Origin of the sequence: Algoriphagus sp. NBT04N3, assembly GCF_019443765.1 — a bacterium.
Lineage (GTDB): Bacteria > Bacteroidota > Bacteroidia > Cytophagales > Cyclobacteriaceae > Algoriphagus > Algoriphagus ornithinivorans.
The window spans coordinates 2,493,560-2,515,126 of record NZ_CP048415.1 but is presented as its reverse complement, the minus strand read 5'-3'; the positions used below and the strand labels follow the sequence as shown (position 1 = coordinate 2,515,126).

The window sequence follows — 21,567 nt, the reverse complement described above, 5'->3', positions numbered from 1 at the left end:
TTCCACTAACTTTCCCCTTCTTCTGCAATAATATTTTTAAGTTGGTTCAATTTTTCTTGATGTTGCTGGGCCTCACGCATAAATTCTTCACCTGCGTGGATGTCCATCAATTCATCGATCCGCATTTGCATCTCATGAAGCCTGCCGGGATTGTTTTCATCAGAAGAATTATCGGCATACCATGAAGCTTCTAAGTAATTCAATAAAGTAATACTTCTTTCAATCGGAAAATTTTCCGCATCCCTGACAGCCAAAGCCTCTTGAAAATAGCTAAGTGCTTTTACAAAGTTATCTGACCTTACAGCTTGTGGGTATTTCATCAAAGCGTTCCCATAATGGGTACAGACTCTGGCATAATCGTAAGGGAATTCTTCTTTGGTAAAAATGGTCAAGGCCTCTGCAAAGCACGAAGCTGAAACTGCCGCCCAAACACTTTTCTTTTTCGCTTCATCAGGGATTTCTGAATAAATGATCCCTAAGCTTTCTTGAATCTCTGCATAGGCCAAGGGGAAATATTCCTTCGTAAAAAACCTACTGGCCTGTTGATAGGCTTCCATAGCCGGTTTAAAAAACTGAGGATTGCCTTTTTGAGACCAAGTGGTTAGCAGTCTTGCCTTTTGCAATAAGGCTTGATGGGCAAATTCTTCCATTCCCTCTTCCTGAAAAAGCTTGATGGCTCTGGTATAGTAGCCCAATGCTTCTGAAAAGCTTTCAGAAAAGCTGGCTATCATCCCAGCGTCCAAAAGACATTGCGCTTCTTCTACTTTAAACCCGTGAATATCATAGTAGGTGACGCATTGCCACAACTTATCTTTTAATACTGTCAAACCTTTCTCATCATAAGGAGGGCTTAACAACTGCGTGGATAGATGGGCCAATGTAGCCTGTATTTTCATTTTTCCTTCTTGGGAAATTTCTGCTGTATGAGTTCTTCTCAATTGTCCCTCCGCTTCAGCAAATCTCCCTTCATCAAACAGATAATTGAAATAATGAAAGGCTGAAAATGCAGCGTATTCCTCAGTTGGGGCAGACATCGTAGCTTCCTGGTAATAATAGTCCACTTTAGAGGCATCTTTTACATGGCCATAATGTCTTACCACGGCATGATTATGCATCAGCCTATAGTCATCAAACTCCTCATAACTCTCTACAGAAATCAGCCGAGGATCTATTTCGCCGCCTTCCATCAAACCGATAATGATTTGAAATTCTGATTTTAGTGTCGGGGAAAATGAAATAAGTTGCAAGGATTTCTCAAATTCTCCCAATCTTATCATGACTAAGGCCAAAAGTGCCTTTTCACTGAATAAAATTTTTTCCGGAAGGAGATAGGGAGGCATTGCATTTTGCCAATCAACAGGCAGGGTAATATACCCTTTATCCACGATAAGATGGTTAGCAGATGCTGAAGGCTTAATGGTCTCAATATCTGCAAATGTGAGCCATTCTTGAATTTTAAAATCGAAATAAACGGCATCTTTTATTTCTTCCCATAAGCCAATGTGACAGAATAACTTGATCATAAAATATGTATTTCTAAAATACCTTCTTTTTCGTCAAAACTATATTTCAGCACCTGATTTTCTTGAGATAAATCAGGATGATCTGCAAAAAACTCTTGTAAGGAAATTGATTTGTCCCCTTTAATATTCTTTTGTTTGACAAATAGCATAATGGGTTTAAACTTTGCCTTAAACGCCTTATTACTTGCCTTTGTCAAAAGAATTTTCCTTTCTTCTGGCATCATCGCCGCATAGGTTTGTCTTTCCTCACCAATCACCTGGTTTGCCAAATCATTTTGGATAATCAGGTGTTGATTTTGGAGTTGAACAGGAGTATCCAGTATTTTGCTTTGCTGTGGAATATTTTGATTGAAATCAAAGGCCCTTTCCATTTTTCTCAAATAGTTCTAAATCTTCAATAATTTTATTGGCCAAGTTGTGCGCAGATCGTTGGATGACTTCTGACATACCAACGCTTAATTTAGTATCTGTGATTGCTATCAAATAAACGGTGATATTGTCTTCAGGAAATTCATCCCTAAAGATTTTTTTGGCGTAGGAGAGCGCTTGGTCCCACTTGAGACTGTGCAGAAAAACCATGGGATCATCTTGTATGGCTGATTGGATCTCCTCAGCAGGCAATTTAAATAGACTTCCGTCTTCGTGGCCAGAATGTATGACACCGTCTATGAGTAAAATCCTATCATGATTTTTAAGCGAAAACAAGACCTCGAAGGCTGAAGTCCCCATATCAATAATGGTCAAGTGCTCATTAACAGGATTCAACTTATCTTTTAATAAGCGAATTACCTCACAACCTACAGCATCATCACTTCTCACAGGGTTACCAAATCCAAGTATGGCAGTTTTTATCATGATTTCTAAAAGAGTAAATAACAGTGGAAATCCCTAAAACTTGACAAATGCCAAGTTATGAAAATAAAAAAGTGGAAGCCTTTCCAGGATTCCACTTTTTAGCTGGGGAAGGCATTATAATTTAAACTTGGTCAATTCTTTTCCACTCTTTCCATCATGGGCATGAACTGTACATACAAGGCAGCTATCAAAGGACCTCGCCACCATACCCACTTCTACGGGATCATGCGGATCTTCGATTTCAGTTCCCTCGAGCGCTGCTTCGATAGGGCCAGGGTTTCCTTTACCATCATTTGGGCCTACATTCCATGTGGTTGGGGCCATCACTTGATAATTTTCAATCACACCATTTTTGATCTCAACCCAATGTGCCAAAGCACCACGGGCCGCTTCAGTTGCTCCCCATCCTTTTCCATCTCTTTCTTCTGGCTTGATGTAGAATTCACCGTCCAGATCTATCTGACTGAGCCATTCATTCAAATATTCATAGATTCTTGGGGCCTCATGAAGCCGGGCCAAAGTTCTTGTAAATACAGAAGGTCCTAATTTATCCATGATATCCAAAAACAAAGGGTCTCTGTTTTGGTGCTCCAAATTATCAGGATTTCCTGCCATAATCACCCTGGATAATGGACCTGCTTCAGCAGCAAACCCCATATATCTCGGAGCTTTAGACCAACTATACTTACCTGAAAAATCAGTATTTTCCAGATTCTGAGAAGGTACCGGTGTCGGAATAGGCTCATCCCAAGGGTGGGCAGGTGGAACTTGTTTGTACCAAGCGTGATCCACATGCTCCTGAATATCCAGATGGTTTAAGCGGTGAAATTTGGATCCATCATAAAATCCTCCAGCTGAAATAACCGCATCATTCCTCCCCTCTATGGTCGGATGATTATATCTATCCTTGTGCAAATAAGTACCATAGGCGATAAATTTGCCTACTCCCTGTCCAAACTTATCTATTCCAAATTCTAGACCGGCTCTGATAAACAGTCCCAAATCACTATTTCTCTGACTTTCATTTTCCTCTACCCAGGCCAACATATCATCCCATGATTTTATTTGTAAATACCTTTCTATAGAGCCGCCTAGGAAGTTTGTCTCCAACCATCTGTTTCTGAAATGATTCAGGATTGCATGTGCTCTTGTGATATCTTTCAAGGTGGGGGCGCACATTACACCTCCTGGAACCATATAAGAGGAATGTGGCCATTGTCCTCCAAAAATAGCATAGACCTCCACCGGCAAAGCAGAGGCAGTTAAGCCAGTTTGAAAGGAAGTACCCACATATGCTGCAAATCTTTTGGTCACTTCTTCATATAGCGGCTTATTCGCAAACTTTTTATTGGCCATATCGGTGGCAAAAATGGCATAAAACCACCTTGGTATACTCTGTAGCGTCTCAGTAGCCTGTCCTATAGCCCTTAACAAAAGGGCATTTGGAGTGAGCTGTGTCTTCCATATGGTATCTAAGGCAGAGGAGGCACAATACAGGTGTGACCCACCACATATCCCACAAATTCTTGGGGTGACTATTAGCCCAGACTGAGGGTCTTTTCCGGCCATGATTTGTTCAAAACCACGGAACATGGCAGCCTGGGTATGTGCTCTTGTCACTACCCCGTTTTCCATATACACTTTTACGTCCAAGTCTCCTTCTACACGTCCGACCGGAGATATATTTAATTCTTTATATGTTGACATTGTTTTGGTTATTTTGAGCTTTCAAATTGAGGTCTTGTTCCTACAATCACCTTATCCAGGGTACCCATCGCTTTTTCAAATCCGGCTCTCGCATAGTACCCTGCTTTGGTATTACCGGCCGGGACTGACTTTGGTAAAAAACCCAAGTATTTCATGGTTTTGAAAACAGAGCCTTTTACAAGATCATTGTGAGGGAAGCCAGGCTCTGTACAGCCTAAGCAAGGATGGTTTGCCCTGGTCTTACTGGATTGGCGGTTCCATAATATACGGTTACAACTAGCACGGGTCATGGGACCTCTACAGCCTACTTCGTAAAATAAGCATCCGCCCCGTTTACCGAACTGACCATCCACTTTTTGGGCAAATGAAATGGCATTTGGACAACCTGTCTGAACAAAATCGGTGAAGAAGGTTTTAGGTCGATGAAACTCATCCAATAAAACGTCCCCTATTCTTCCTGTAGAAATGGCTACTAAAATTTGGGTAATCCAATCAGGGTGCGCGGGGCATCCTGGGATATTGATTACCGGTAATCCTCCTTTGGAAACATAATCAGCACCCAAAAAACCTCCTTTCTCTTTTTTGAGAAATTGCATTCCGGTACTTTCAGAAGGATTTGGCGGCACCGCTGGAATACCTCCCCAAGTTGCGCAGTCACCTATCGCGACCACATAGCCTGAAACTTTGGACAAGTCTTTGATCCAATCCATCATAGGCCTTTCAGCAAAATAATTCATCGTACCGGTTCCGTTTGGCCCTTGTACGATGGAACCTTCATAAACCAGAATATCCAGTTGGGTTTTACCAGCAACGATGCTTTCCAAAAGGTCAGAGACCTGATGGCCTATTTCAAGACCTATAGATGGATGCCAGAGAATATTGACACCAAAATCGGTTACCAATTCCACTACAGTTGGCTCCTCTGCATTTAAAAAAGACATGGTGTTACCACTACATGCCCCTCCTTGCAACCAAAGAACATTTGCCATTTAAGTTGTTGTTTTAGGTTAAATTGTTAAATGAAATTCACTTGATCACAAAACAAAATATTGAAATCAAGCAATGATATCAATTTAAAAATTCTCAATCAAATTAGAAAGCGTTTCCTAATTTTTTTTGAATATTTTTTTCTAATTTTTAGAAAAATTTTTCTAAAAATTAGAAAAATGATAACTGAGAGGGTTTTGAAAGCATACTAATCTTAAATCCTTGGATTTTATCAGTTTATGTAATAAAAAAGAGCTTAGATAAGAATGGGATATATATAAGCCACAAACTCTTCTTCTCCCCTGTCTGTCAGGTAGGGTGTCATTTGACTCCAAACGGCCTCTTTGAAAAGTTTCTCCTCAGCTGGAAGCCCTCTTAATATTCTCTGCGGTAACCAAAAAATTATAGACATCCAGATATTACTGGAAAGTAACTCATTCATTTCATCAGATTGAGGAACAAGGACACCCCGCTGAACATCAAATTCAATCCTGGATTTGACCTGTAATAACATCCGGTTGGAATACTTGTGCCATTTCTCCAGGATATCTGGATAATTTCGCTCTATCTCAAACATGTCCGTAAAGAAAAAGCGGTACTTCATGAAAAAAGCATAGTATTGCTCGAGATTTCTGTCCAGTCCTTGAAAGTTCTCTATAAAAAGATAATCAGACAATATTTCAGAGAACTCACTAAAAATGAAGTCATAGACATGAGAAACTATTGCCTCTTTGTTTTTAAAGTGATAAGCTAAGTTTCCTACGCTTATATCCGCAGCATCCGCTATCTGTTGCAACCTTACATTGGCTACCCCATGTGTGTGCCTTGAATGGTGAATATAGACCAAAAAGATGGTCGTTCCAACGGGTGAAAGTCCCTTAAGCGCGGGAGTCGTTACCCGAAGCCAAGCAAGTGGCAAGGTGGTTTACCGTGAGGTATGCACTGAAGTAAGCCAGACTGCGGTGTCTGTACTGACGAAAAGGAACTCTATACTGAGGCTATGAGGCTGGATGAGGTAGCACATCATGCCGAAGTCCTAAGCTCTGGAAACAGAGATAAGCCAAAATAGTAGATAGAGCAGCGATAGACACAAGGATATTCATCTTACCGAGGGAGGTCTCTGGACGTCTGGAATGTCCAAGAGAAGTCAGCCGAGGTCATAGTAGTTATCGGAAACGAGCTGTAAATACTGCAGAGGTCTCACTGAATAACGAAGGACTGAACATTGAATCGCGTCCTAATTCGGATAGGAATCCCGCACATGCGAGATAGCCTATTCTTAAGCGGACAAGGAGAACAAAGTAATGATAGAAAGAGTACTTCAATCCAAAAACCTTTATAAAGCCTACCGTCAAGTAGTGGGTAATAAAGGCTCATCGGGAGTGGACGGTATGCAGGTGACCGAATTGAAGTCGTTTATCGACCAAGGCAGGACAGCTGTATTAACCGACATCCTGAAAAGGAGGTACGTACCTAAAGCTATCAGAGGGGTTGAAATCCCAAAGAGTAACGGAAAAACCAGATTACTCGGAGTCCCATGCGTAGTGGATAGATGGCTTCAACAGGCAGTTAGCCAGCAATTAGCCACCCGATTCGAATTAACTTTCGAAGAGGAGAGCCACGGTTTTCGACCCGGAAAGAACCTTCACGGAGCAGTAACACAAGCCCTGAAAAACATCAATGATGGCTATCAGGACATTGTGGACATTGACCTGAAAGGTTTCTTTGATGAGGTACAACACTACAAACTGCTTCAGTTAATCTACAATAGGGTAAAATGTCCCACAACTTTGTGGCTGATCCGAAAATGGCTGAGAGCACCAATCCAGATCAATGGAAAACTGCACAAACGCCGAAAGGGTATGCCACAGGGAAGTCCCCTGAGTCCATTGCTGTCCAATATATTATTGGACGAACTGGACAAGTACCTCAAAAGTAAAGGGTTGAAATTCGTGCGCTATGCCGATGACTTCAGTATCTATACTAAGTCCAAAGCATCCGCCCAAAAAGTAGGCAATGAAGTCTATCTGTTTCTGAAGAACAAACTGGATTTGCCTATCAACAAGGAGAAAAGCGGAATCCGAAGACCCTCTGACTTTGAGCTGCTAGGTCATGGCTTCGTGCCAACCTACAAAAAAGGGGAAAAGGGCAAATACCAACTGATAGTGAAGAAGCAAAGCTGGGTAAACCTGAAACGTAAGCTCAAATGGATCACCAAGAAAACCCTGCCATACAGTTTTGAGGAAAGGCTTCAAAATCTCACTGAGGTATGGATGGGATGGGTAAACAATTACCGACTGGCCAGTATTCAGGCCAAGCTCAAACAACTCGACGAGTGGCTGAGGAACCGACTCAGATATTGTATTTGGCACGACTGGAAGAAACCCGAGCGAAAACGTAAAAACCTAATCAGACTTGGAGTGGATCATGACCATGCTTACGCATGGAGCAGGACCAGAAAAGGAGGATGGGCTGTGGCCCAAAGTCCCATACTCGGAACAACAATTACGCTCTCTAGACTGAGAAGAAAAGGTTATCTAGGTATGCTGGACTATTACTCTAAATCAAAGCCTGAGATTCAATGAACCGCCGTATACGAGACCCGTACGTACGGTGGTGTGAGAGGCGCACCGTGGGCCTATGGCTCACGGCCGTCTACTCGATGTGTGCTGTGTAAGCTATGATAAAGATGAGGGCAGGCCCTAGGTGAGGGTTGTTTAGGAACACTCACCAAACCACTTCTATGATGCATCTGCGGTAACAATGATGTGTGAAGCGATAGAAGAAAAGGCTGTTTAAATGGTCAGGTAAGGATAGAAGAGATGAGCGAAAGCGAACCTTCCGATGAAGTGACGAAAAGACCAGTCGTTGTCAAAATCCGGTTTATATCGAGAGGCCGGAGATAAGTATAGAAGGTGCCTAATTTACTGTCTATACGGCAACCGTCATAAAGGGGGCATGACTTCTATTCAGGCTTTATTGTGGAATCGCAGGAAGCCTATATGCTATGCCAAAAGGAAAACACAAGCAGGCAATACCTGTGAGTTGATTACTGATGAGTATATAGGTGACGGATGAAGTCGTAGTAGTGATGAAACTCCTGTAATGGGAGCGGAGCGAAGGGCTTCAATTATGCAGTTTTAATTTAAGAACAACTTAACTAGTTAAGGATGATTTTTAAAGAACAGACAAAGTCGGTACCAATTACCAAAGAGATGGTTTGGGAATCCTACAAGAAGGTAAAAAGTAATGGAGGTAGTGCAGGGATTGACCAGCAGAGCCTGTCGGAATTTGACAGGGTACGTTCCAAAGAACTGTACAAACTCTGGAACAGACTGGCTTCTGGAAGTTACTTTGCACCAGCGATAAAGCGGGTAACAATACCCAAGGCAGGGGGTAAGACCCGTCCTTTGGGAATTCCCACTGTAAGCGACAGGATTGCCCAACAGGTAGTAAAGACGTACCTAGAACCAAGGCTGGAATCAGTATTTGTGGACAATTCCTACGGATACCGCCCGAACAAAAATGCGCACACAGCAATCCAAAGCGTACAACAGAATGTACGTCGATACAGCTGGGTTATAGATTTGGATATACAGGAGTTCTTCGAAAATGTGAACCATGAGCTTTTGTTGAAAGCTTTGGAAAGACACGTTTCAGAGAAATGGGTATTGCTGTACATCAAAAGGTGGCTGGAAGCACCAGTCATACTTGAGGATGGTGCGGTCAAAGTATCCACGGGAAAAGGTACTCCTCAGGGAGGGGTAATCAGCCCGCTTCTTGCCAATCTTTACATGCATTATTGTGTTGATAAATGGCTGGAGAAATTCCATCCATCCGTAATCATGGTTCGGTATGCTGATGACCTTATTATCCATTGCAGTAGCTATCAGGAAGCTGTCAGAACACTTACAGATTTGAAGGATCGTTTAGAAAAATGCGGCTTGAGAGCCCATCCCGAAAAGACGAAAATTGTTTACTGTAAGAAGGAAGGCAGAAATCTGAATGATTACCCTGTACAGTTTGACTTTCTGGGCTTTAGTTTTCAGCCCATGAGAAACAGATTAAGAAATGGGGAAGCTTTCTGCAATTTGATTGTAAGATGAGCCGAAAGTCCAAAGTGCGCATCAACGGAGAACTCCGAAAGCTCAATTTCCATAACAAAACCCAAAGGGGTATTCAGGATCTGGCCATATTGCTAAATCCAAAGATACGAGGGTGGGTTCAATACTATGGGAAGATAAGCCGAAGAAGTCTAAAACCGGTGTTCTATTATCTGCACCATCGATTGATCAGGTGGATTCTGAACAAGTACAAGAGCTTTAAAGGAAGCAAGGTCAAAGCAGTGAAATGGCTTAGACAAGTTACGGTCTCTTATCCAAACCTGTTCTACCATTGGGAACTGGGATACAAGTTAGTCTAACTTGATAGACTATAAACCGACTGCATAATAAGAGCCGTATGAATCGAGAGGTTCACGTACGGTTCTGTGAGAGGTTTAGGGGTGGAATTCCCCTTTACCTACTCGACTCATTAAAAGTGCTTATCGCTGCTTCTAAAATTCTGTCTTTAGTTTTAGACATTTTCCCAGCTGTTAATTATAATCCAAATTTAATAACCCCTCTTTGATCATCAATGTTCCCCGTTGATCTTTTGCTGCTTGTCGCCTAAACAACTGGGACATAATTTCCGCCTTTTTTCTATCTGATTGGACTGTAATGTTTCGGACCAAGAACTTTAAGGGTTGTTTATGATGTGCAAAAACAAGATCTATTCTAAAAGCTCCTCTTCGGTAAATCAACCTGTCTATTACAGCAGTATCTACAAGCCATTCGTTGGATCGCAAGAAATTAAATTCTGTCTCGTTTCCCAATCTATCCTCATACAATGATAATTGATTGATGGAGCGAAGTAACCAATTATACGTTTGAAAATCTAAAACCGGATTTTTTTTCATAGTTCATGTATTATAACCCTATTTTCAAATTCTTCTATTCCTGTATCCGTAAAGTAAGGCCTCAACAAAAACCAAACCATTTCCAGATAGCTACTTTTATCCAATTCTTCTGCACCTGTTACTGCCTGCCTACTGATCCAACTTTCACTGGCCCAAACCAAAAGCGAGGACATTTTTTGTACGAAATCCTGATTCCCTTTTGAGTCCAAAGCCCCCCTTGCTTCATTGAAAACCAACATTCCTTGCAATTGTAGCTCTTGCCAGGTCAAATGTTCCCTGTATTGCTTCGAAATGTTTTCATACAACCTGGTCAAGTCCAGAGCATCTTTGTAAAAGAACACATACCGTTTTTGTAAGTCAAAATTAGAATTGAGAAAACGGTTAAAATCTTCAAAAAGTGGCAAAACACGAAATTCAGACAGTAAAAGCTTTTGTTCTTCCACAAAGTCACTGAATAAGGCATAAAGAATATCATTTTTTGTTCTGAAATGGTAACCAATATTTCCCAAACTAAGCCCACAGACATCTGAAATGTGCTGTAATCTAACATTGACGAAACCATCCCTGTTAAAAAGTTTCAGGGCTACCTCCTTAATTCTTGTTTTGGTATCTTTCCTAGGCATTGTAATCGGGAATTTAGTCTTCAGGCATATGCTTCACACTAGGTTTGACAATCAAACGGCTTTGGCTCGAAGGAAGTCAATCAATAAGTTCAACCCCTGAAATCAACAACTCATTTCCCTGGGTTACCTTATTGGTAGGTTTATTACAAGAACAAACAAACTTATAATTAACCACTTCCGATTCTTTATTACATTCATCGCAATGTACTAAAATAGGCAATACTTCAATACAAAGCTCGCAATCCCTATACTCTTTTCTTTCTGTAGCCACTACCGCTTCAAATGCATTTTGCATCAAAATGGGCTCAACATTGGAAAGTAGCCCAACTTTCATATGGATCTTTTTAATTCTTTTTCTTTCCTTTTCCGGATAGACTGAGTCAAGGGATCCGAAAATATTTTTGACCAATGATATTTCGTGCATGATTAGTTATTAATATTTTTTCTCTTTGCAATTACCTCTCTTATCCTGACAGCGCTTTGATAATCTTCCTTTTCCAGTACCTTTTGTAAGAGGTTCTCCAATTCTTCCATGGTATACGAAGAAAAGGCAGTTCGCTTGCTTTCCCCTACATAAATGTCCATATCTATGCGTTGTTCCTCCAAAAGTTGCTTAGGAATTAAGATCGGGCTATCAAACCTTAAGGCTAAGGCAATAGCATCAGATGTCCTGCTGTCCACGCACAGCTCCTTACGCTCAGCCGTTTTGAAAACAATTTCGCTCTTAAAAATATTATCCTTGATCTCTTTAATCCAAACATATTCCACTTTGGCGTGAAACAAACTCACCACATCGAAAAAAAGGTCATGGGTAAGTGGCCGCTGGGTTTTAATCTGCTCCAAAGCAACCCCAATGGATAAAGCTTCAGCCTCGCCAATAAGCAAAGGAAACCTGTTTTTTTTATCCAAGTCCTCCAAAATCAAAGCGAATTTACCAGGGAAATTCGTACTTGGTGACATGGCAACGATAAAAACTTCCACCAATTCTAAAGTATCCTTCATTTAGCTGTAAGTTTTAATAAATCCACATAGTTCCTCAAGGTCATCAAACGGAGCGATGACATCACCCAAATGGATGAGCTTATAAAGAGCAGGGCCTTCTACCTCAATTACATAGCCATTCTGTGTCTCGATATGCTTCCCATGCTGAGTCAAAACCGGCAGGTTAAATTGCTTCATCATTTCTAACAAGCTCTCTGTCCCATTCATATGTTAACCTTTTTAAGACATTTGTAAATCACACAATACGATCCGATGATTACCTGTATCAGCAATTACTATTTGATTTTTCGCAGGAAACATACTAAAACTGAAAGGCCAGTACAGAGACTTTTCAGTGCCAAATACTGTCTCCCCAAATTCACTGCCCGTATAAAAATCCGGCTTACCAATCAAAGCGTCCGCAGATACACCATGCTCTTTAGGAATTTTTTCAAACCAGAGAATTCTCGAATTCCCTGTATCATTTACAAAAACCCCCTCTTTGTAAAATCCTGCAAAATAACACCAATTCAATGTATTTGGACCTGGTGATAAGCCAAATTGGTTTTGCCCATTGGACTCAAAATTGGGTTGGCCAACAAGACATGTCGCTTGCTGATTTAACGAATCTTTCCAATGATTCCAAAGGAGGACCCTATAGTACTGTGTATCTGTAATGGCCAACTCTCCTTTTGGCCCAAGGGCAACTCCATAAGGCCAAATGGCATTCTCTGGATCATAGCTTCTACTTTCCAAATTTTTTTGGCCAATAACCGCATCTGCCGCTTGCCCTGAACATTCAGGGATTTGATTAAAAACCAGTACCCTTCTATTACCGGTATCAGCCACAAATAATCTTTCATCATGCACAGCTATCCCGTATGGCCAATAAAGAGATTCAGCGGAAGGGTCTGAGTTAACTCCTTTTCTATTGGGTAGGTTACCTTGAAAATCCTCCTGACCCAACACAACATCCGCAGGTTGATGATTTTGCTGAGGAAATTCCTTCCATATCAAAACCCTATGGTTCCATGCATCTGCTACAATTAACTTTTTCCCATCAGTCCATACTGCCGAAGGATATTGAAGGGATTGGGCAGAAGCTTCTCCACCTTCATTTCTACCGGTATTCTTTAAATCAGATTGACCGATAATCAAATCTGGTTTTTGCTTTTCACTCTTGGGAATCTGATGCCAAATGAAAACCCTGTTTTGCCCTGTATCAGACACCAATAGTTTATTGCCATGAACATATACTCCTCTTGGGGCAAGAAATGGACTCTCCGTATCCCCTAAAAAAAACTTACTTTTACCCTCAATTATTGGAATTTCCTTAGCAGGGCTTACGGAAGGAGCAGGAGCTCTTTTCAAGGTAATATTCAGCACTATATTTGGTTCTTTTTTATCCATATCAACAAATTCTCGGCAACTGCTCCCCAACCAACATATTGACAACCCTTCTCCCTCCAATTTGACTATGGAATACCACCTGACCGGGATGTTGGTCGGCAACTTCTCCAATCACTGCTGCATGCAACCCATTTTCCCAACTTTTTAATTTTTGGACCACCTGATCCGCAATAGAAGCCTCTACAAATGCCACAAAAACTCCTTCATTGGCTACATATAGTGGGTCCAAACCCAATAATTCACAAGCTCCTGCGACTGATTCATCTACGGTGATGTCTTTTTGGTGAATGGCAATTCCTTTGGATAGAGACTGGGAGACCTCATTCAAAATGGTGGACAATCCGCCTCTGGTAGCATCCCTTAAAAAGTGAATTCCATTTCCAAAATCTTCCAAAAGCTGCTCTACTATATGATTGAAATGACAGGTATCACTTTCTATATCGGATTCGAATTCCAAGCCCTCCCTCACACTCATGATGGCAATACCGTGCCTTGCAATATCATTGGATATAATCACTTTATCCCCTGTTTTGATTCGGTCAACCGATATAGCTGCTTCTGGATGTACCTTTCCAACACCACTTGTGTTGATAAAAATCTTATCCCCTTTTCCACGCTCTACTACCTTGGTGTCCCCTGTTACTATTTTGACTCCGGCATGATCTGCTGCCTGTTTGATATGCAATAATATTTCCCAAAAATCACTTACCCGTAAACCTTCCTCAATGATAAAAGACAATGAAATAAACGCCGCTTTGGCGCCACACATACAAAGGTCATTCACCGTCCCATTGATCGCCAGTTCCCCAATATTTCCTCCCGGAAAAAATATGGGAGAAACCACATAGCTATCTGTGGTAAATGCCATCTTTCCAGGAGTTACGTCAAAGACAGCCCCGTCATGTTGCTTGTCGAGGTATTCATTGGAAAGGACATCAAAAACCCCCGCATCCAGAAGTTTGTGGGTAAGCATGCCCCCACTACCATGTCCCATAGTGATGATCTCAAAATCTAGCTTGGGCATTGGACAAGATGCCGATAAAATACTTTTATAATCCGACATAAATTAAATTTATTCTGGTTTTAAGTGTCAGGCTTCAGTTAACTGACCGCTGATTTTGGAAAAATGGTAATAAGCAGCACAGGCGCCTTCACTGCTTACCATAGGCGCACCAAGTGGTCTTTCCGGTGTACAACCTTTTCCAAACTGTGGGCATTCATGTGGTTTCTTTATCCCTTTCAAGACCTGACCTGCAATACATTCCGGGTTTTCCTCCACTTTGGGTATTTTGATAGAGAATTTTTTATTGGCATCAAATGCTGCATACTGCTCTTTTACTTGATATCCACTTAAGGGGATATTCCCCACTCCTCTCCATTCCCTATCCGTAATTTCAAAAACCTCCTCAATCACTTTTCTTGCCTCCGGATTGCCCTCCGGCCTGACTACTCTGGCATACTGGTTTTCAAGTTTATGCTCACTTTTTTCTAATTGCTTGACTACCATTAATATCCCATGCAAAATATCTACAGGCTCAAACCCTGTAACGACAATAGGTACTTGGTATTTCTCTACCAGAGGGCCATATTCCCCAATTCCCATAATTGTACATACGTGTCCTGCTGCAAGAAAACCCTGTATATTTACCAAATCATCATTCATCACAGCATCTATAGCTGGAGGCACAAGGACATGAGAAGCCAGAATGGAGTAATTTTCCAATCCCTCCCTGTGGGCATGAAGCACAGAAAGGGCATTGGCAGGCGCAGTGGTCTCAAAGCCCACCGCAAAGAAAACCACCTGTTTATTAGGATTATCCTTGGCCAATTTCACAGCTTCCAAAGGAGAATACAATATCCTTACATCCGCTCCCTTGGACTTGGCTTCCAATAAACTATCTGTAGACCCCGGCACCCTTAACATATCTCCAAAGGAACATAAAATCACCTTTTCTTTAAGCGCCAGATAAACTGCTTTATCTATCAGGTGCATGGGCGTCACACAAACCGGACAACCTGGTCCATGAACCATGGTAATTTCTTTGGGAAGCAATTGGAGCAATCCATTTTTCACAATACTGTGGGTCTGTCCTCCACACACTTCCATGATCATCCAAGGTTTTGTACAGGATTGGCGTATTTCATCTAAATATTTCTTTACCAATTCAGGATTTCTGTATTCCGATAGGTATTTCATTTCGATCAGATTTTGTGGTTAAGTGAGTTTATTGTTTTTAGAGCAAGAAATTTAAAAATCAAGCCTTGCTTATAATATAACCTTAAGCACCATCCGCCGATTGGCTTTTACTTGAATTGATGGAAGGCAGGTCGTTCCTGTCGGTTTGGGTATGTTCGATCAATTCATCAATTTCACCAATCTGCTCTAGGTATTCGAATGATTTCATTGCCTCCTCCTCGTCCACAATACTGATGGCAACGCCAACATGGACAAGCACATAATCCCCAACTTTTGCTTGGGGAACCATTTCAAGGCTGGCCTGCTTTATAATGCCTCCAAATTGGATTTTAGCCATTCTGACCAGACCATCATACATGGTCTCTATACTTTTTATTTTACCGGGAATCGCCAAGCACATAAGATTTTATTTTAAGGTTTTGTGATCTATTTTTTATATGATACCAGGCCATTTGGCCAAGGGATATATTCTCGTCATTGGGTGACAACTGTTCATGGAATAAAAGTTGATATTCATCCCCCAAGTATTGCTGAAGCAAATCAACCAAAAGGGCATTTTGGAAAACTCCTCCTGAAAATCCAATTTTCCTACAAGATGTATTTTGGATGACTTGAGAAATGATGTGAACCAAGGTCAGATGAAATTTGGCAGCAATAAGGCCTGAATCCAAGCCGTTTGACTTATCCTTTATTATTTGAGAAATTAAATCAGCACCCGAAATCTTATCTTTTACAATGGAATCCATAAAATAAGATTGGGTAGCAGCATGACCATTTGCGTCAAAGTAGTTCCTGGCCAATTGTTCCAATAGCATGGCGGCCTCCCCTTCATAGGTGTTGAAATCACAAAGCCCTAAGATGGAAGAGACCGCATCAAAAATCCTCCCCATGCTGTTGGTTTGGGCATGGCCACCTTTATCAAGCATTTTGGTATAAAGTACCCATTCGGTAGTAGAATACTTTTCTTTGAGGAAGTCAAGCGGTTCTCCTGTATGATAATAAAGCACCAAAGCCGAAAGTCGTGGTTCAATGGACATTTTGTCCCCCAGGATATAATCAAAATAGTCAAAAGAACAAACCCGCTCAAATTCTCCTGAATTGAAAACAAAAAATTCTGAGCCCCATAAAGCTTCATCATTTCCAAATCCCAGCCCATCCCAAATCACTCCCAAGATGGGTTCATCAGCATCAAGAGCAGCATGTTCCCAAAGCAAGGCGGCAAAGTGTGCTTCATGATGGGGAACTTCTGTAACATTCACATGAGGGAAATTGCCTGAAAACCTTCTGCTATGGTACAAAGGATGCTTATCCATCAATATTTGCTGAGGTTGGATACCAGTAAGGTCTAAAAACTTGGTCAAAGTGTCCAGGTATCTCTCCTGTGTATCAAAACTGTCCAGGTTTCCTAAGTACTGACTCACATAAACATTATACACATCCCAAAGTGCAAAAGTAGCTTTTAAATCAGCCCCTAATGCTAAAATCGGAAGCTCAGTTTTTATCCTGACCTTATTCCAAAAAGACGGGGCCAAGCCCCTGCTCCTTCTCAGAATTATTTTTTGTTGGGAATTTTCAGCAATGCGCAAAACGCTATCATCTTGAGGGAAATGGATTTCCCTATTGTGATAAATGACGGCATCGGCAATTCCGAGAAGATTTTGTATGGCTTCTTGATCTTTAAATTGCAAGGGGCTTAGGTGAAGGTTACCGCTAGTGGCAATAATCGGTTTGCCAACTTTTCTGGAAATAAGGAACATCAATGGGTCTGCAGGCAAGTAAACACCTAAAAGAGAAAGACCTGGAGCAACCCAAGCTTGAGTGCCATGAAGAGCAGTATATTCCTTCGGTTTGCAAAGCACAATGGGCCGGGCAGCTGACCTTAACAACTCTATTTCTTCATGTGAAACTGTGAAAAAATCTGAAAGCATATTTTCATCATGAACCATCAAGGCTAAGGGTTTTCTGGGCCTCTGCTTTCTTTTTCTGAGTAATTTTACAGCATCCGAATTGGTAGCATCTGTTAGCAATAAAAAGCCTCCTGTTCCCTTTACTGCAAGAATTCCACCTGATTGGATAATAGTTACGGCATGATCTACAAAATCAATGGGCTTAGAAATAGTAGGACCCGTTTCGGGAAAAATCCTCAAATCTATTGGACAATCAGGACATGAATTGGTTTGGGAGTGAAAGCGCCTGTCATGTTCGTCGTGATATTCATCCATACAAGAAGAACACATCTCAAAATTCCCCATGGATGAGCGATGCCTATCATAAGGAATGCCTCTTAGGATAGAATACCTGGGACCGCATTGTGTACAGGAAATAAAAGGATATTGATAGCGCCTGCTATTTGGATTTAACAACTCCGATTGACAGGACATACAAACTCCAAAATCTGGACTGACGTTGGCACTCTTACTCTCACCTTCTTGAGAGGGTAGAATCTGAAAATCCTTGGTAATGTCTCCTATGTTGGAAATTTGCTCAATCTGTAAATTGGAAATTACTGCCAGTGGCGAAAGCTTGGATTGTAATTCTTCCAAAAACTCATCGAGATCAAGTTTTGAACAATAGACTTCTACGGTTACTCCTTTGCTTGTATTGAATACCTTACCGCCCAAGCCCTTTGCTTGAGCAATGCGCGAAACGTGTGGCCTAAACCCCACTCCCTGCACCTGTCCTTCAATATGAACGCTCCAAAATGGCACTAGACAGCAACTGAATCTGATGATTTTTTCTCTTTGATTTTAGCTTTTAGCCAATTACACCAAGCCTCAATGCCCGTTCCGTCCAAAGAAGAAACTTCAATTACCTCGATACTGGGATTAATGGCCCTGGCATCATTGGTGACCGCCTCGACGCTAAATGGGAGATAAGGCAGAAGGTCTGCCTTGGAAACCAACATCATTTCGCTGGTCAAAAACATTTTAGGATACTTTTGAGGCTTATCATCACCTTCTGTGGTGGCAATAAGTGTAACCCTATAATCTTCCCCAAGATCAAAAGAGGCTGGACAAACTAAATTGCCTACATTTTCAACGAAGAGCACATCCAAACCGGAAATATCAAAACTCTTTAGAGCCTGCCACACCATCTGGGCCTCCAAATGGCAAATACCTCCCGTCACAATCTGTAAAGCTCTCCCTCCTACTTCCTTGATGCGGTCTGCATCTCTTTCCGTTTCAAGGTCACCAACAAGAATACCCATGCTTATCTCATCCTTTAATCGTTTGACTGTTTCTTGCATAAGTGTGGTTTTACCGCTTCCAGCAGATGAGGTGATGTTGATCATCAGCACTTTTTTTTCCGCCATCTGATTGCGGATACTCTCTGCCACAAAATCATTGGCCTGAAGCAAATGGATGGTGGTATTGTCACAGGTAATGGTACCCCTGACATTTTTACTGGACTTAGGTACTTTGGTATTGGACATAATGTAATCGTGTTTTTTTCCAATATACCATTAAAAAAACCTTAAGCAGTGATTTAGTAATTTTTTTCTAAAAATCATTTAGGCCTACCAACAGATGCCTTAACTTAAAAAAATGAAGAGGCTGTCTCAGAATAAATTTAAATTCACAGAATAGCCCCAAATGAGCGATAGAGGCCGATTTTCATTAAATCGGCCTCTGTTTTTTTGAATGCTGTTCAAAAATTCTTGTTTTGTGCCATTTCTTTAACTTTTTCATTTTCTATTTCGGTAATGGAAAATCCCTGCCTGTTTGAGTGACCAGAAGGCTTCTTTAAAGCTAACCTGCCTTTAATGCGGTCATTTTGGCGATGTTATGGGCTATTAAATGGAGTCCTGTTTCAATATCTACCTTGTCCAGTCCTCTGAGCATGTAGCGCTTCATTCCTTTGTTCTGCTTAAGGTGTCCGAAAACAGGTTCAACGTCTGTGGCCCTGCGTTTTCTTTTTTCCAGTCCCTGAGGTGAGGTCAGCCTTTTCTTTGCTTCGGATTTATATCTTTCAAGTTTTCTGTTTACCTCAATAGTCTTTTCATCCTTCATGGGTTTGCATGAAGCTGCCAGTGGGCATCCGGCGCACTTTGTTGCTGTATATTTTGCATACTCCTGTCTATATCCTGATGAAGTGGTTCTTATTCTGGTCCCGCTTCTTTCCATTGGCTGTCCGATTGGGCATATGTAAATATCCCTGATATTGTCATAGTGAAGATTGTCAAGCAGTCCACGTTCCCTGTTTTTTCTTCCCTCTTCTCTGAGTTCTTTATGGAAGTAGTTGTACTTCACGTATGCTTTGGTGCCGTTTTTTTCAAGTGCTGAGTAATTTTCTTCACTTCCGTATCCCGCATCTGCGGTAAGTGTCTCCGGATATGTACCGTAAAGATTATAGTACGATTCCAGGTGGGGAATGAGTGTATTGATGTCGTTGGCGTTCTGGTGTATGCTGTAGTTTACCACAAAGTGTCCGTGTGTGCTGAGCTGCAGGTTGTAGCCCGGTTTGAGCTGGCCATTTTTCATATGGTCTTCCTTCATCCTCATGAAAGTAGCATCCTGATCGGTCTTCGAATAACTGTTACGGCCCTGTAAAACCTCTTCTTTCTGTTCGTATTCGGCAAGCTTTTCCGGCCAGTTCTTTCCTGCATACCTGAGTTTCTGCTTTACTTTAGGATCAACTTCCTTGCCCTCAAGCGCTGCGTTGATCTTTTCAACTGTCTCCCGTACTTTCTCCGGACTTGGATTTTCAAACTTCTCTTCAGGCTGTCCGAGCTCATCTTTGGCCACTTTGGAAGCATAATCCCAGAGTTCCTCAAGCTGTCTGCTTATCCGTTCCCTGCTTTTCTTTATGGTTTTCCCCCATACAAAGCTGTACCTGTTTGCATTGGCCTCTATTTTGGTACCGTCAGTATATACCTTAAATCCGCACTGCGGATTTAAGGAAATAATTCAATCCTTGCTTGTTGCCATTCTAATATTGGCATCTGGCGTAGTGTATGCCCAGCAACCGGCCTTGCAGTATTTCAGGCCAAACGATAAAAACGGCCTGAATGTATTCGAGCCCTCAAAAGAGGATACAGTTATCTTTGATGGCCTCAAAGTAAGAGTAGGCGGTGATTTCGCCATGCAATTTCAAGGTATTAGGCAAAGCAATACGGCAGGTAACCTGACCAAACTGGGATCAGACTTCAATTTGCCGTCTGCCAACCTCAACCTGGACGTCTAGGTATTGGACGGAGTTCGCATGCATCTTAGGACCTATCTTTCTTCCAGAGCACACAACGAAGCATGGATTAAGGGTGGATACATGAGAGTGGATAATCTTGACTTTGTTAAACCTGGGTTTCTGGAGGGAGTGATGAAATATGCAAGTATTACCATAGGGTTAGATGAGTTCAACTATGGGGACGCACGTTTCAGGAGAACAGACAATGCCAGAGGTATTTTCAACCCCTTTGTGGGGAATTATCTTATGGATGCATTCTCGACCGAGGCATTCGGAGAGCTTACAGTTCAAAAGAATGGTTTATTGGCGGTGGTTGGGCTCACAAACGGTAAGCTCAATCAAAATGTAACGGTGAACGATAATACCGACAACAAGCCATCATTTTATGGCAAACTTGGATTTGACAAGCAACTTAATGAAGACTTCAGAGTGCGGTTAACAGGTTCCTGGTATATCAATAATGGTACATCAACTGGAACCTGGTTATATGGTGGTGACAGGGCAGGGACCAGGTATTATAATGTATTGTACACATTACCTGATGCCAATGGAGTTGCTGAAGGAGGTCCAAGAGATGGAAGGTTCAATGCCAGATTCACAAAACTTACCGCCTTACAGATCAATCCATTCATCAAATTCAAGGGACTGGAATTCTTCGGGATATATGAGTTGGCCAATGGCAACAATGAATTTACCCAGCCCCAATCAGATACTGAAGGGGGCTTCACACAGCTTGCCGCTGAACTTCTTTATCGGTTTGGTACAAATGAAAAGTTCTACATAGGTGGAAGGTACAATACAGTAAATGGCAAGATGAGAGAAAGTGCCACTGAAAACCTGGATATCAGCAGACTCAATCTTGGTGGCGGTTGGTTTATTTCCAAAAATGTCCTGACCAAATTGGAATATGTGAAGCAAAGCTATAATGGCGAGGCATGGACTGGCAGATTTGCCGGAGCTGAATTTAGCGGAGTGATTGTGGAAGCTGTTATCAGCTTTTGATTGTCCAATGATCATGGAGTCGGACATGTAGTCCGGCTCCATAGATTTTTAACCAGGTCAATAATGAATTGGTTACAGTACAGTAAGGAGATACTCAGGAAAGTAAGCTTTGACAGCCAACTTCTAAAGAAAGAATTCAAA

22 protein-coding genes and 1 pseudogene are annotated in these 21,567 nt (G+C 41.6%); 5 read left to right on the top strand and 18 right to left on the bottom strand.

The annotated features are described in order from the left end of the window. Positions 1-5: 5 nt before the first annotated feature. The 6 genes from GYM62_RS10900 to GYM62_RS10875 all read right to left on the bottom strand — a co-directional run bounded on the left by GYM62_RS10900 (position 6) and on the right by GYM62_RS10875 (position 5,991). Positions 6-1,523: a hypothetical protein gene (locus GYM62_RS10900; RefSeq protein ID WP_219956414.1), complete on the bottom strand. Its 1,518-nt coding sequence runs from the start codon at positions 1,521-1,523 to the stop codon at positions 6-8. Further along, a complete protein-coding gene (locus GYM62_RS10895; RefSeq protein WP_130277233.1) occupies positions 1,520-1,894 on the bottom strand; it encodes a hypothetical protein in 375 nt (124 codons plus the stop codon). Before GYM62_RS10895 ends, GYM62_RS10900 begins: the two co-directional genes overlap by 4 nt. Next, positions 1,878-2,378, bottom strand: coding sequence for a hydrogenase maturation protease (locus GYM62_RS10890; RefSeq protein ID WP_130277234.1), 501 nt, complete (start codon positions 2,376-2,378; stop codon positions 1,878-1,880). The genes GYM62_RS10895 and GYM62_RS10890 overlap by 17 nt, the downstream gene beginning before the upstream one ends. 114 nt (positions 2,379-2,492) lie before the next feature. After that, positions 2,493-4,085 (bottom strand): nickel-dependent hydrogenase large subunit, encoded by a 1,593-nt coding sequence (locus GYM62_RS10885; RefSeq protein ID WP_130277235.1) that lies wholly within the window; start codon positions 4,083-4,085, stop codon positions 2,493-2,495. Between the two features lie 8 nt (positions 4,086-4,093). Continuing rightward, the gene (locus tag GYM62_RS10880; protein WP_130277236.1) at positions 4,094-5,074 is read right to left on the bottom strand and encodes a hydrogenase; all 981 of its coding nucleotides are present in this window, start codon (positions 5,072-5,074) and stop codon (positions 4,094-4,096) included. Positions 5,075-5,328: 254 nt separating this feature from the next. Continuing rightward, complete coding sequence (locus GYM62_RS10875) at positions 5,329-5,991, bottom strand: TetR/AcrR family transcriptional regulator (protein ID WP_255590343.1); 663 nt, start codon at positions 5,989-5,991, stop codon at positions 5,329-5,331. Positions 5,992-6,376: 385 nt separating this feature from the next. Here GYM62_RS10875 and ltrA (GYM62_RS10870) point away from each other — a divergent pair, with 385 nt between their 5' ends. The 3 genes from ltrA (GYM62_RS10870) to GYM62_RS21030 all read left to right on the top strand — a co-directional run bounded on the left by ltrA (GYM62_RS10870) (position 6,377) and on the right by GYM62_RS21030 (position 9,495). Beyond that, the gene (gene ltrA, locus GYM62_RS10870; RefSeq protein WP_219956413.1) at positions 6,377-7,657 is read left to right on the top strand and encodes a group II intron reverse transcriptase/maturase; all 1,281 of its coding nucleotides are present in this window, start codon (positions 6,377-6,379) and stop codon (positions 7,655-7,657) included. Between the two features lie 585 nt (positions 7,658-8,242). Continuing rightward, positions 8,243-9,178 (top strand): group II intron reverse transcriptase/maturase, encoded by a 936-nt coding sequence (gene ltrA, locus GYM62_RS10865; protein ID WP_255590342.1) that lies wholly within the window; start codon positions 8,243-8,245, stop codon positions 9,176-9,178. After that, positions 9,175-9,495: a group II intron maturase-specific domain-containing protein gene (locus GYM62_RS21030; protein ID WP_255590341.1), complete on the top strand. Its 321-nt coding sequence runs from the start codon at positions 9,175-9,177 to the stop codon at positions 9,493-9,495. Before ltrA (GYM62_RS10865) ends, GYM62_RS21030 begins: the two co-directional genes overlap by 4 nt. A gap of 171 nt (positions 9,496-9,666) precedes the next feature. On the opposite strand, the gene GYM62_RS10860 is transcribed toward GYM62_RS21030, so the two are convergent. From GYM62_RS10860 to GYM62_RS10805, 12 genes and pseudogenes are all read right to left on the bottom strand, one after another. Further along, the gene (locus tag GYM62_RS10860; RefSeq protein ID WP_130277238.1) at positions 9,667-10,029 is read right to left on the bottom strand and encodes a hypothetical protein; all 363 of its coding nucleotides are present in this window, start codon (positions 10,027-10,029) and stop codon (positions 9,667-9,669) included. Continuing rightward, positions 10,026-10,652 (bottom strand): TetR/AcrR family transcriptional regulator, encoded by a 627-nt coding sequence (locus tag GYM62_RS10855; protein ID WP_130277239.1) that lies wholly within the window; start codon positions 10,650-10,652, stop codon positions 10,026-10,028. Before GYM62_RS10855 ends, GYM62_RS10860 begins: the two co-directional genes overlap by 4 nt. Before the next feature lie 76 nt (positions 10,653-10,728). After that, complete coding sequence (locus GYM62_RS10850) at positions 10,729-11,076, bottom strand: hydrogenase maturation nickel metallochaperone HypA (RefSeq protein ID WP_130277240.1); 348 nt, start codon at positions 11,074-11,076, stop codon at positions 10,729-10,731. A gap of 2 nt (positions 11,077-11,078) precedes the next feature. Continuing rightward, the gene (locus tag GYM62_RS10845) at positions 11,079-11,654 is read right to left on the bottom strand and encodes a bifunctional nuclease family protein (protein ID WP_130277241.1); all 576 of its coding nucleotides are present in this window, start codon (positions 11,652-11,654) and stop codon (positions 11,079-11,081) included. Continuing rightward, positions 11,655-11,861: a hypothetical protein gene (locus GYM62_RS10840; protein WP_130277242.1), complete on the bottom strand. Its 207-nt coding sequence runs from the start codon at positions 11,859-11,861 to the stop codon at positions 11,655-11,657. It lies immediately after the preceding gene. 12 nt (positions 11,862-11,873) lie between these two features. Then, complete coding sequence (locus tag GYM62_RS10835) at positions 11,874-13,043, bottom strand: NHL repeat-containing protein (protein ID WP_144606334.1); 1,170 nt, start codon at positions 13,041-13,043, stop codon at positions 11,874-11,876. A gap of 1 nt (position 13,044) precedes the next feature. Next, positions 13,045-14,106: a hydrogenase expression/formation protein HypE gene (gene hypE, locus GYM62_RS10830; protein WP_144606336.1), complete on the bottom strand. Its 1,062-nt coding sequence runs from the start codon at positions 14,104-14,106 to the stop codon at positions 13,045-13,047. A gap of 27 nt (positions 14,107-14,133) precedes the next feature. Further along, positions 14,134-15,240, bottom strand: a complete 1,107-nt coding sequence (gene hypD, locus GYM62_RS10825) for a hydrogenase formation protein HypD (RefSeq protein ID WP_144606338.1) — start codon at positions 15,238-15,240, stop codon at positions 14,134-14,136. A gap of 82 nt (positions 15,241-15,322) precedes the next feature. Then, positions 15,323-15,640 (bottom strand): HypC/HybG/HupF family hydrogenase formation chaperone, encoded by a 318-nt coding sequence (locus GYM62_RS10820; protein WP_144606340.1) that lies wholly within the window; start codon positions 15,638-15,640, stop codon positions 15,323-15,325. Next, positions 15,618-17,948, bottom strand: coding sequence for a carbamoyltransferase HypF (gene hypF / locus GYM62_RS10815; protein WP_186300123.1), 2,331 nt, complete (start codon positions 17,946-17,948; stop codon positions 15,618-15,620). Before hypF ends, GYM62_RS10820 begins: the two co-directional genes overlap by 23 nt. After that, positions 17,948-18,673 carry a hydrogenase nickel incorporation protein HypB gene (gene hypB, locus GYM62_RS10810; RefSeq protein WP_144606344.1) on the bottom strand — a complete coding sequence of 242 codons (726 nt, stop codon included), beginning with the start codon at positions 18,671-18,673 and terminating at the stop codon, positions 17,948-17,950. Before hypB ends, hypF begins: the two co-directional genes overlap by 1 nt. A gap of 316 nt (positions 18,674-18,989) precedes the next feature. After that, positions 18,990-20,114 (bottom strand): annotated as a pseudogene (locus GYM62_RS10805) (IS1182 family transposase); the annotation flags it as partial. Here GYM62_RS10805 and GYM62_RS21160 point away from each other — a divergent pair. Continuing rightward, the gene (locus GYM62_RS21160) at positions 20,047-20,424 is read left to right on the top strand and encodes a hypothetical protein (protein ID WP_370627623.1); all 378 of its coding nucleotides are present in this window, start codon (positions 20,047-20,049) and stop codon (positions 20,422-20,424) included. The pseudogene GYM62_RS10805 and the gene GYM62_RS21160 overlap by 68 nt on opposite strands. A 3-nt stretch (positions 20,425-20,427) precedes the next feature. Continuing rightward, positions 20,428-21,426, top strand: a complete 999-nt coding sequence (locus GYM62_RS10800) for a hypothetical protein (RefSeq protein ID WP_370627622.1) — start codon at positions 20,428-20,430, stop codon at positions 21,424-21,426. Positions 21,427-21,567: the final 141 nt, after the last annotated feature.

Excerpts from the sequence above, each read along its gene's own strand:
- GYM62_RS10900 (WP_219956414.1), bottom strand. The coding sequence starts at position 1,523 with ATGATCAAGTTATTCTGTCACATTGGCTTATGGGAAGAAATAAAAGAT.
- GYM62_RS10895 (WP_130277233.1), bottom strand. The coding sequence starts at position 1,894 with ATGGAAAGGGCCTTTGATTTCAATCAAAATATTCCACAGCAAAGCAAA.
- GYM62_RS10890 (WP_130277234.1), bottom strand. The coding sequence starts at position 2,378 with ATGATAAAAACTGCCATACTTGGATTTGGTAACCCTGTGAGAAGTGAT.
- GYM62_RS10885 (WP_130277235.1), bottom strand. The coding sequence starts at position 4,085 with ATGTCAACATATAAAGAATTAAATATATCTCCGGTCGGACGTGTAGAA.
- GYM62_RS10880 (WP_130277236.1), bottom strand. The coding sequence starts at position 5,074 with ATGGCAAATGTTCTTTGGTTGCAAGGAGGGGCATGTAGTGGTAACACC.
- ltrA (WP_219956413.1), top strand. The coding sequence starts at position 6,377 with ATGATAGAAAGAGTACTTCAATCCAAAAACCTTTATAAAGCCTACCGT.
- ltrA (WP_255590342.1), top strand. The coding sequence starts at position 8,243 with ATGATTTTTAAAGAACAGACAAAGTCGGTACCAATTACCAAAGAGATG.
- GYM62_RS21030 (WP_255590341.1), top strand. The coding sequence starts at position 9,175 with ATGAGCCGAAAGTCCAAAGTGCGCATCAACGGAGAACTCCGAAAGCTC.
- GYM62_RS10860 (WP_130277238.1), bottom strand. The coding sequence starts at position 10,029 with ATGAAAAAAAATCCGGTTTTAGATTTTCAAACGTATAATTGGTTACTT.
- GYM62_RS10855 (WP_130277239.1), bottom strand. The coding sequence starts at position 10,652 with ATGCCTAGGAAAGATACCAAAACAAGAATTAAGGAGGTAGCCCTGAAA.
- GYM62_RS10850 (WP_130277240.1), bottom strand. The coding sequence starts at position 11,076 with ATGCACGAAATATCATTGGTCAAAAATATTTTCGGATCCCTTGACTCA.
- GYM62_RS10845 (WP_130277241.1), bottom strand. The coding sequence starts at position 11,654 with ATGAAGGATACTTTAGAATTGGTGGAAGTTTTTATCGTTGCCATGTCA.
- GYM62_RS10840 (WP_130277242.1), bottom strand. The coding sequence starts at position 11,861 with ATGAATGGGACAGAGAGCTTGTTAGAAATGATGAAGCAATTTAACCTG.
- GYM62_RS10835 (WP_144606334.1), bottom strand. The coding sequence starts at position 13,043 with ATGGATAAAAAAGAACCAAATATAGTGCTGAATATTACCTTGAAAAGA.
- hypE (WP_144606336.1), bottom strand. The coding sequence starts at position 14,106 with ATGTCGGATTATAAAAGTATTTTATCGGCATCTTGTCCAATGCCCAAG.
- hypD (WP_144606338.1), bottom strand. The coding sequence starts at position 15,240 with ATGAAATACCTATCGGAATACAGAAATCCTGAATTGGTAAAGAAATAT.
- GYM62_RS10820 (WP_144606340.1), bottom strand. The coding sequence starts at position 15,640 with ATGTGCTTGGCGATTCCCGGTAAAATAAAAAGTATAGAGACCATGTAT.
- hypB (WP_144606344.1), bottom strand. The coding sequence starts at position 18,673 with ATGTCCAATACCAAAGTACCTAAGTCCAGTAAAAATGTCAGGGGTACC.
- GYM62_RS21160 (WP_370627623.1), top strand. The coding sequence starts at position 20,047 with ATGGTTTTCCCCCATACAAAGCTGTACCTGTTTGCATTGGCCTCTATT.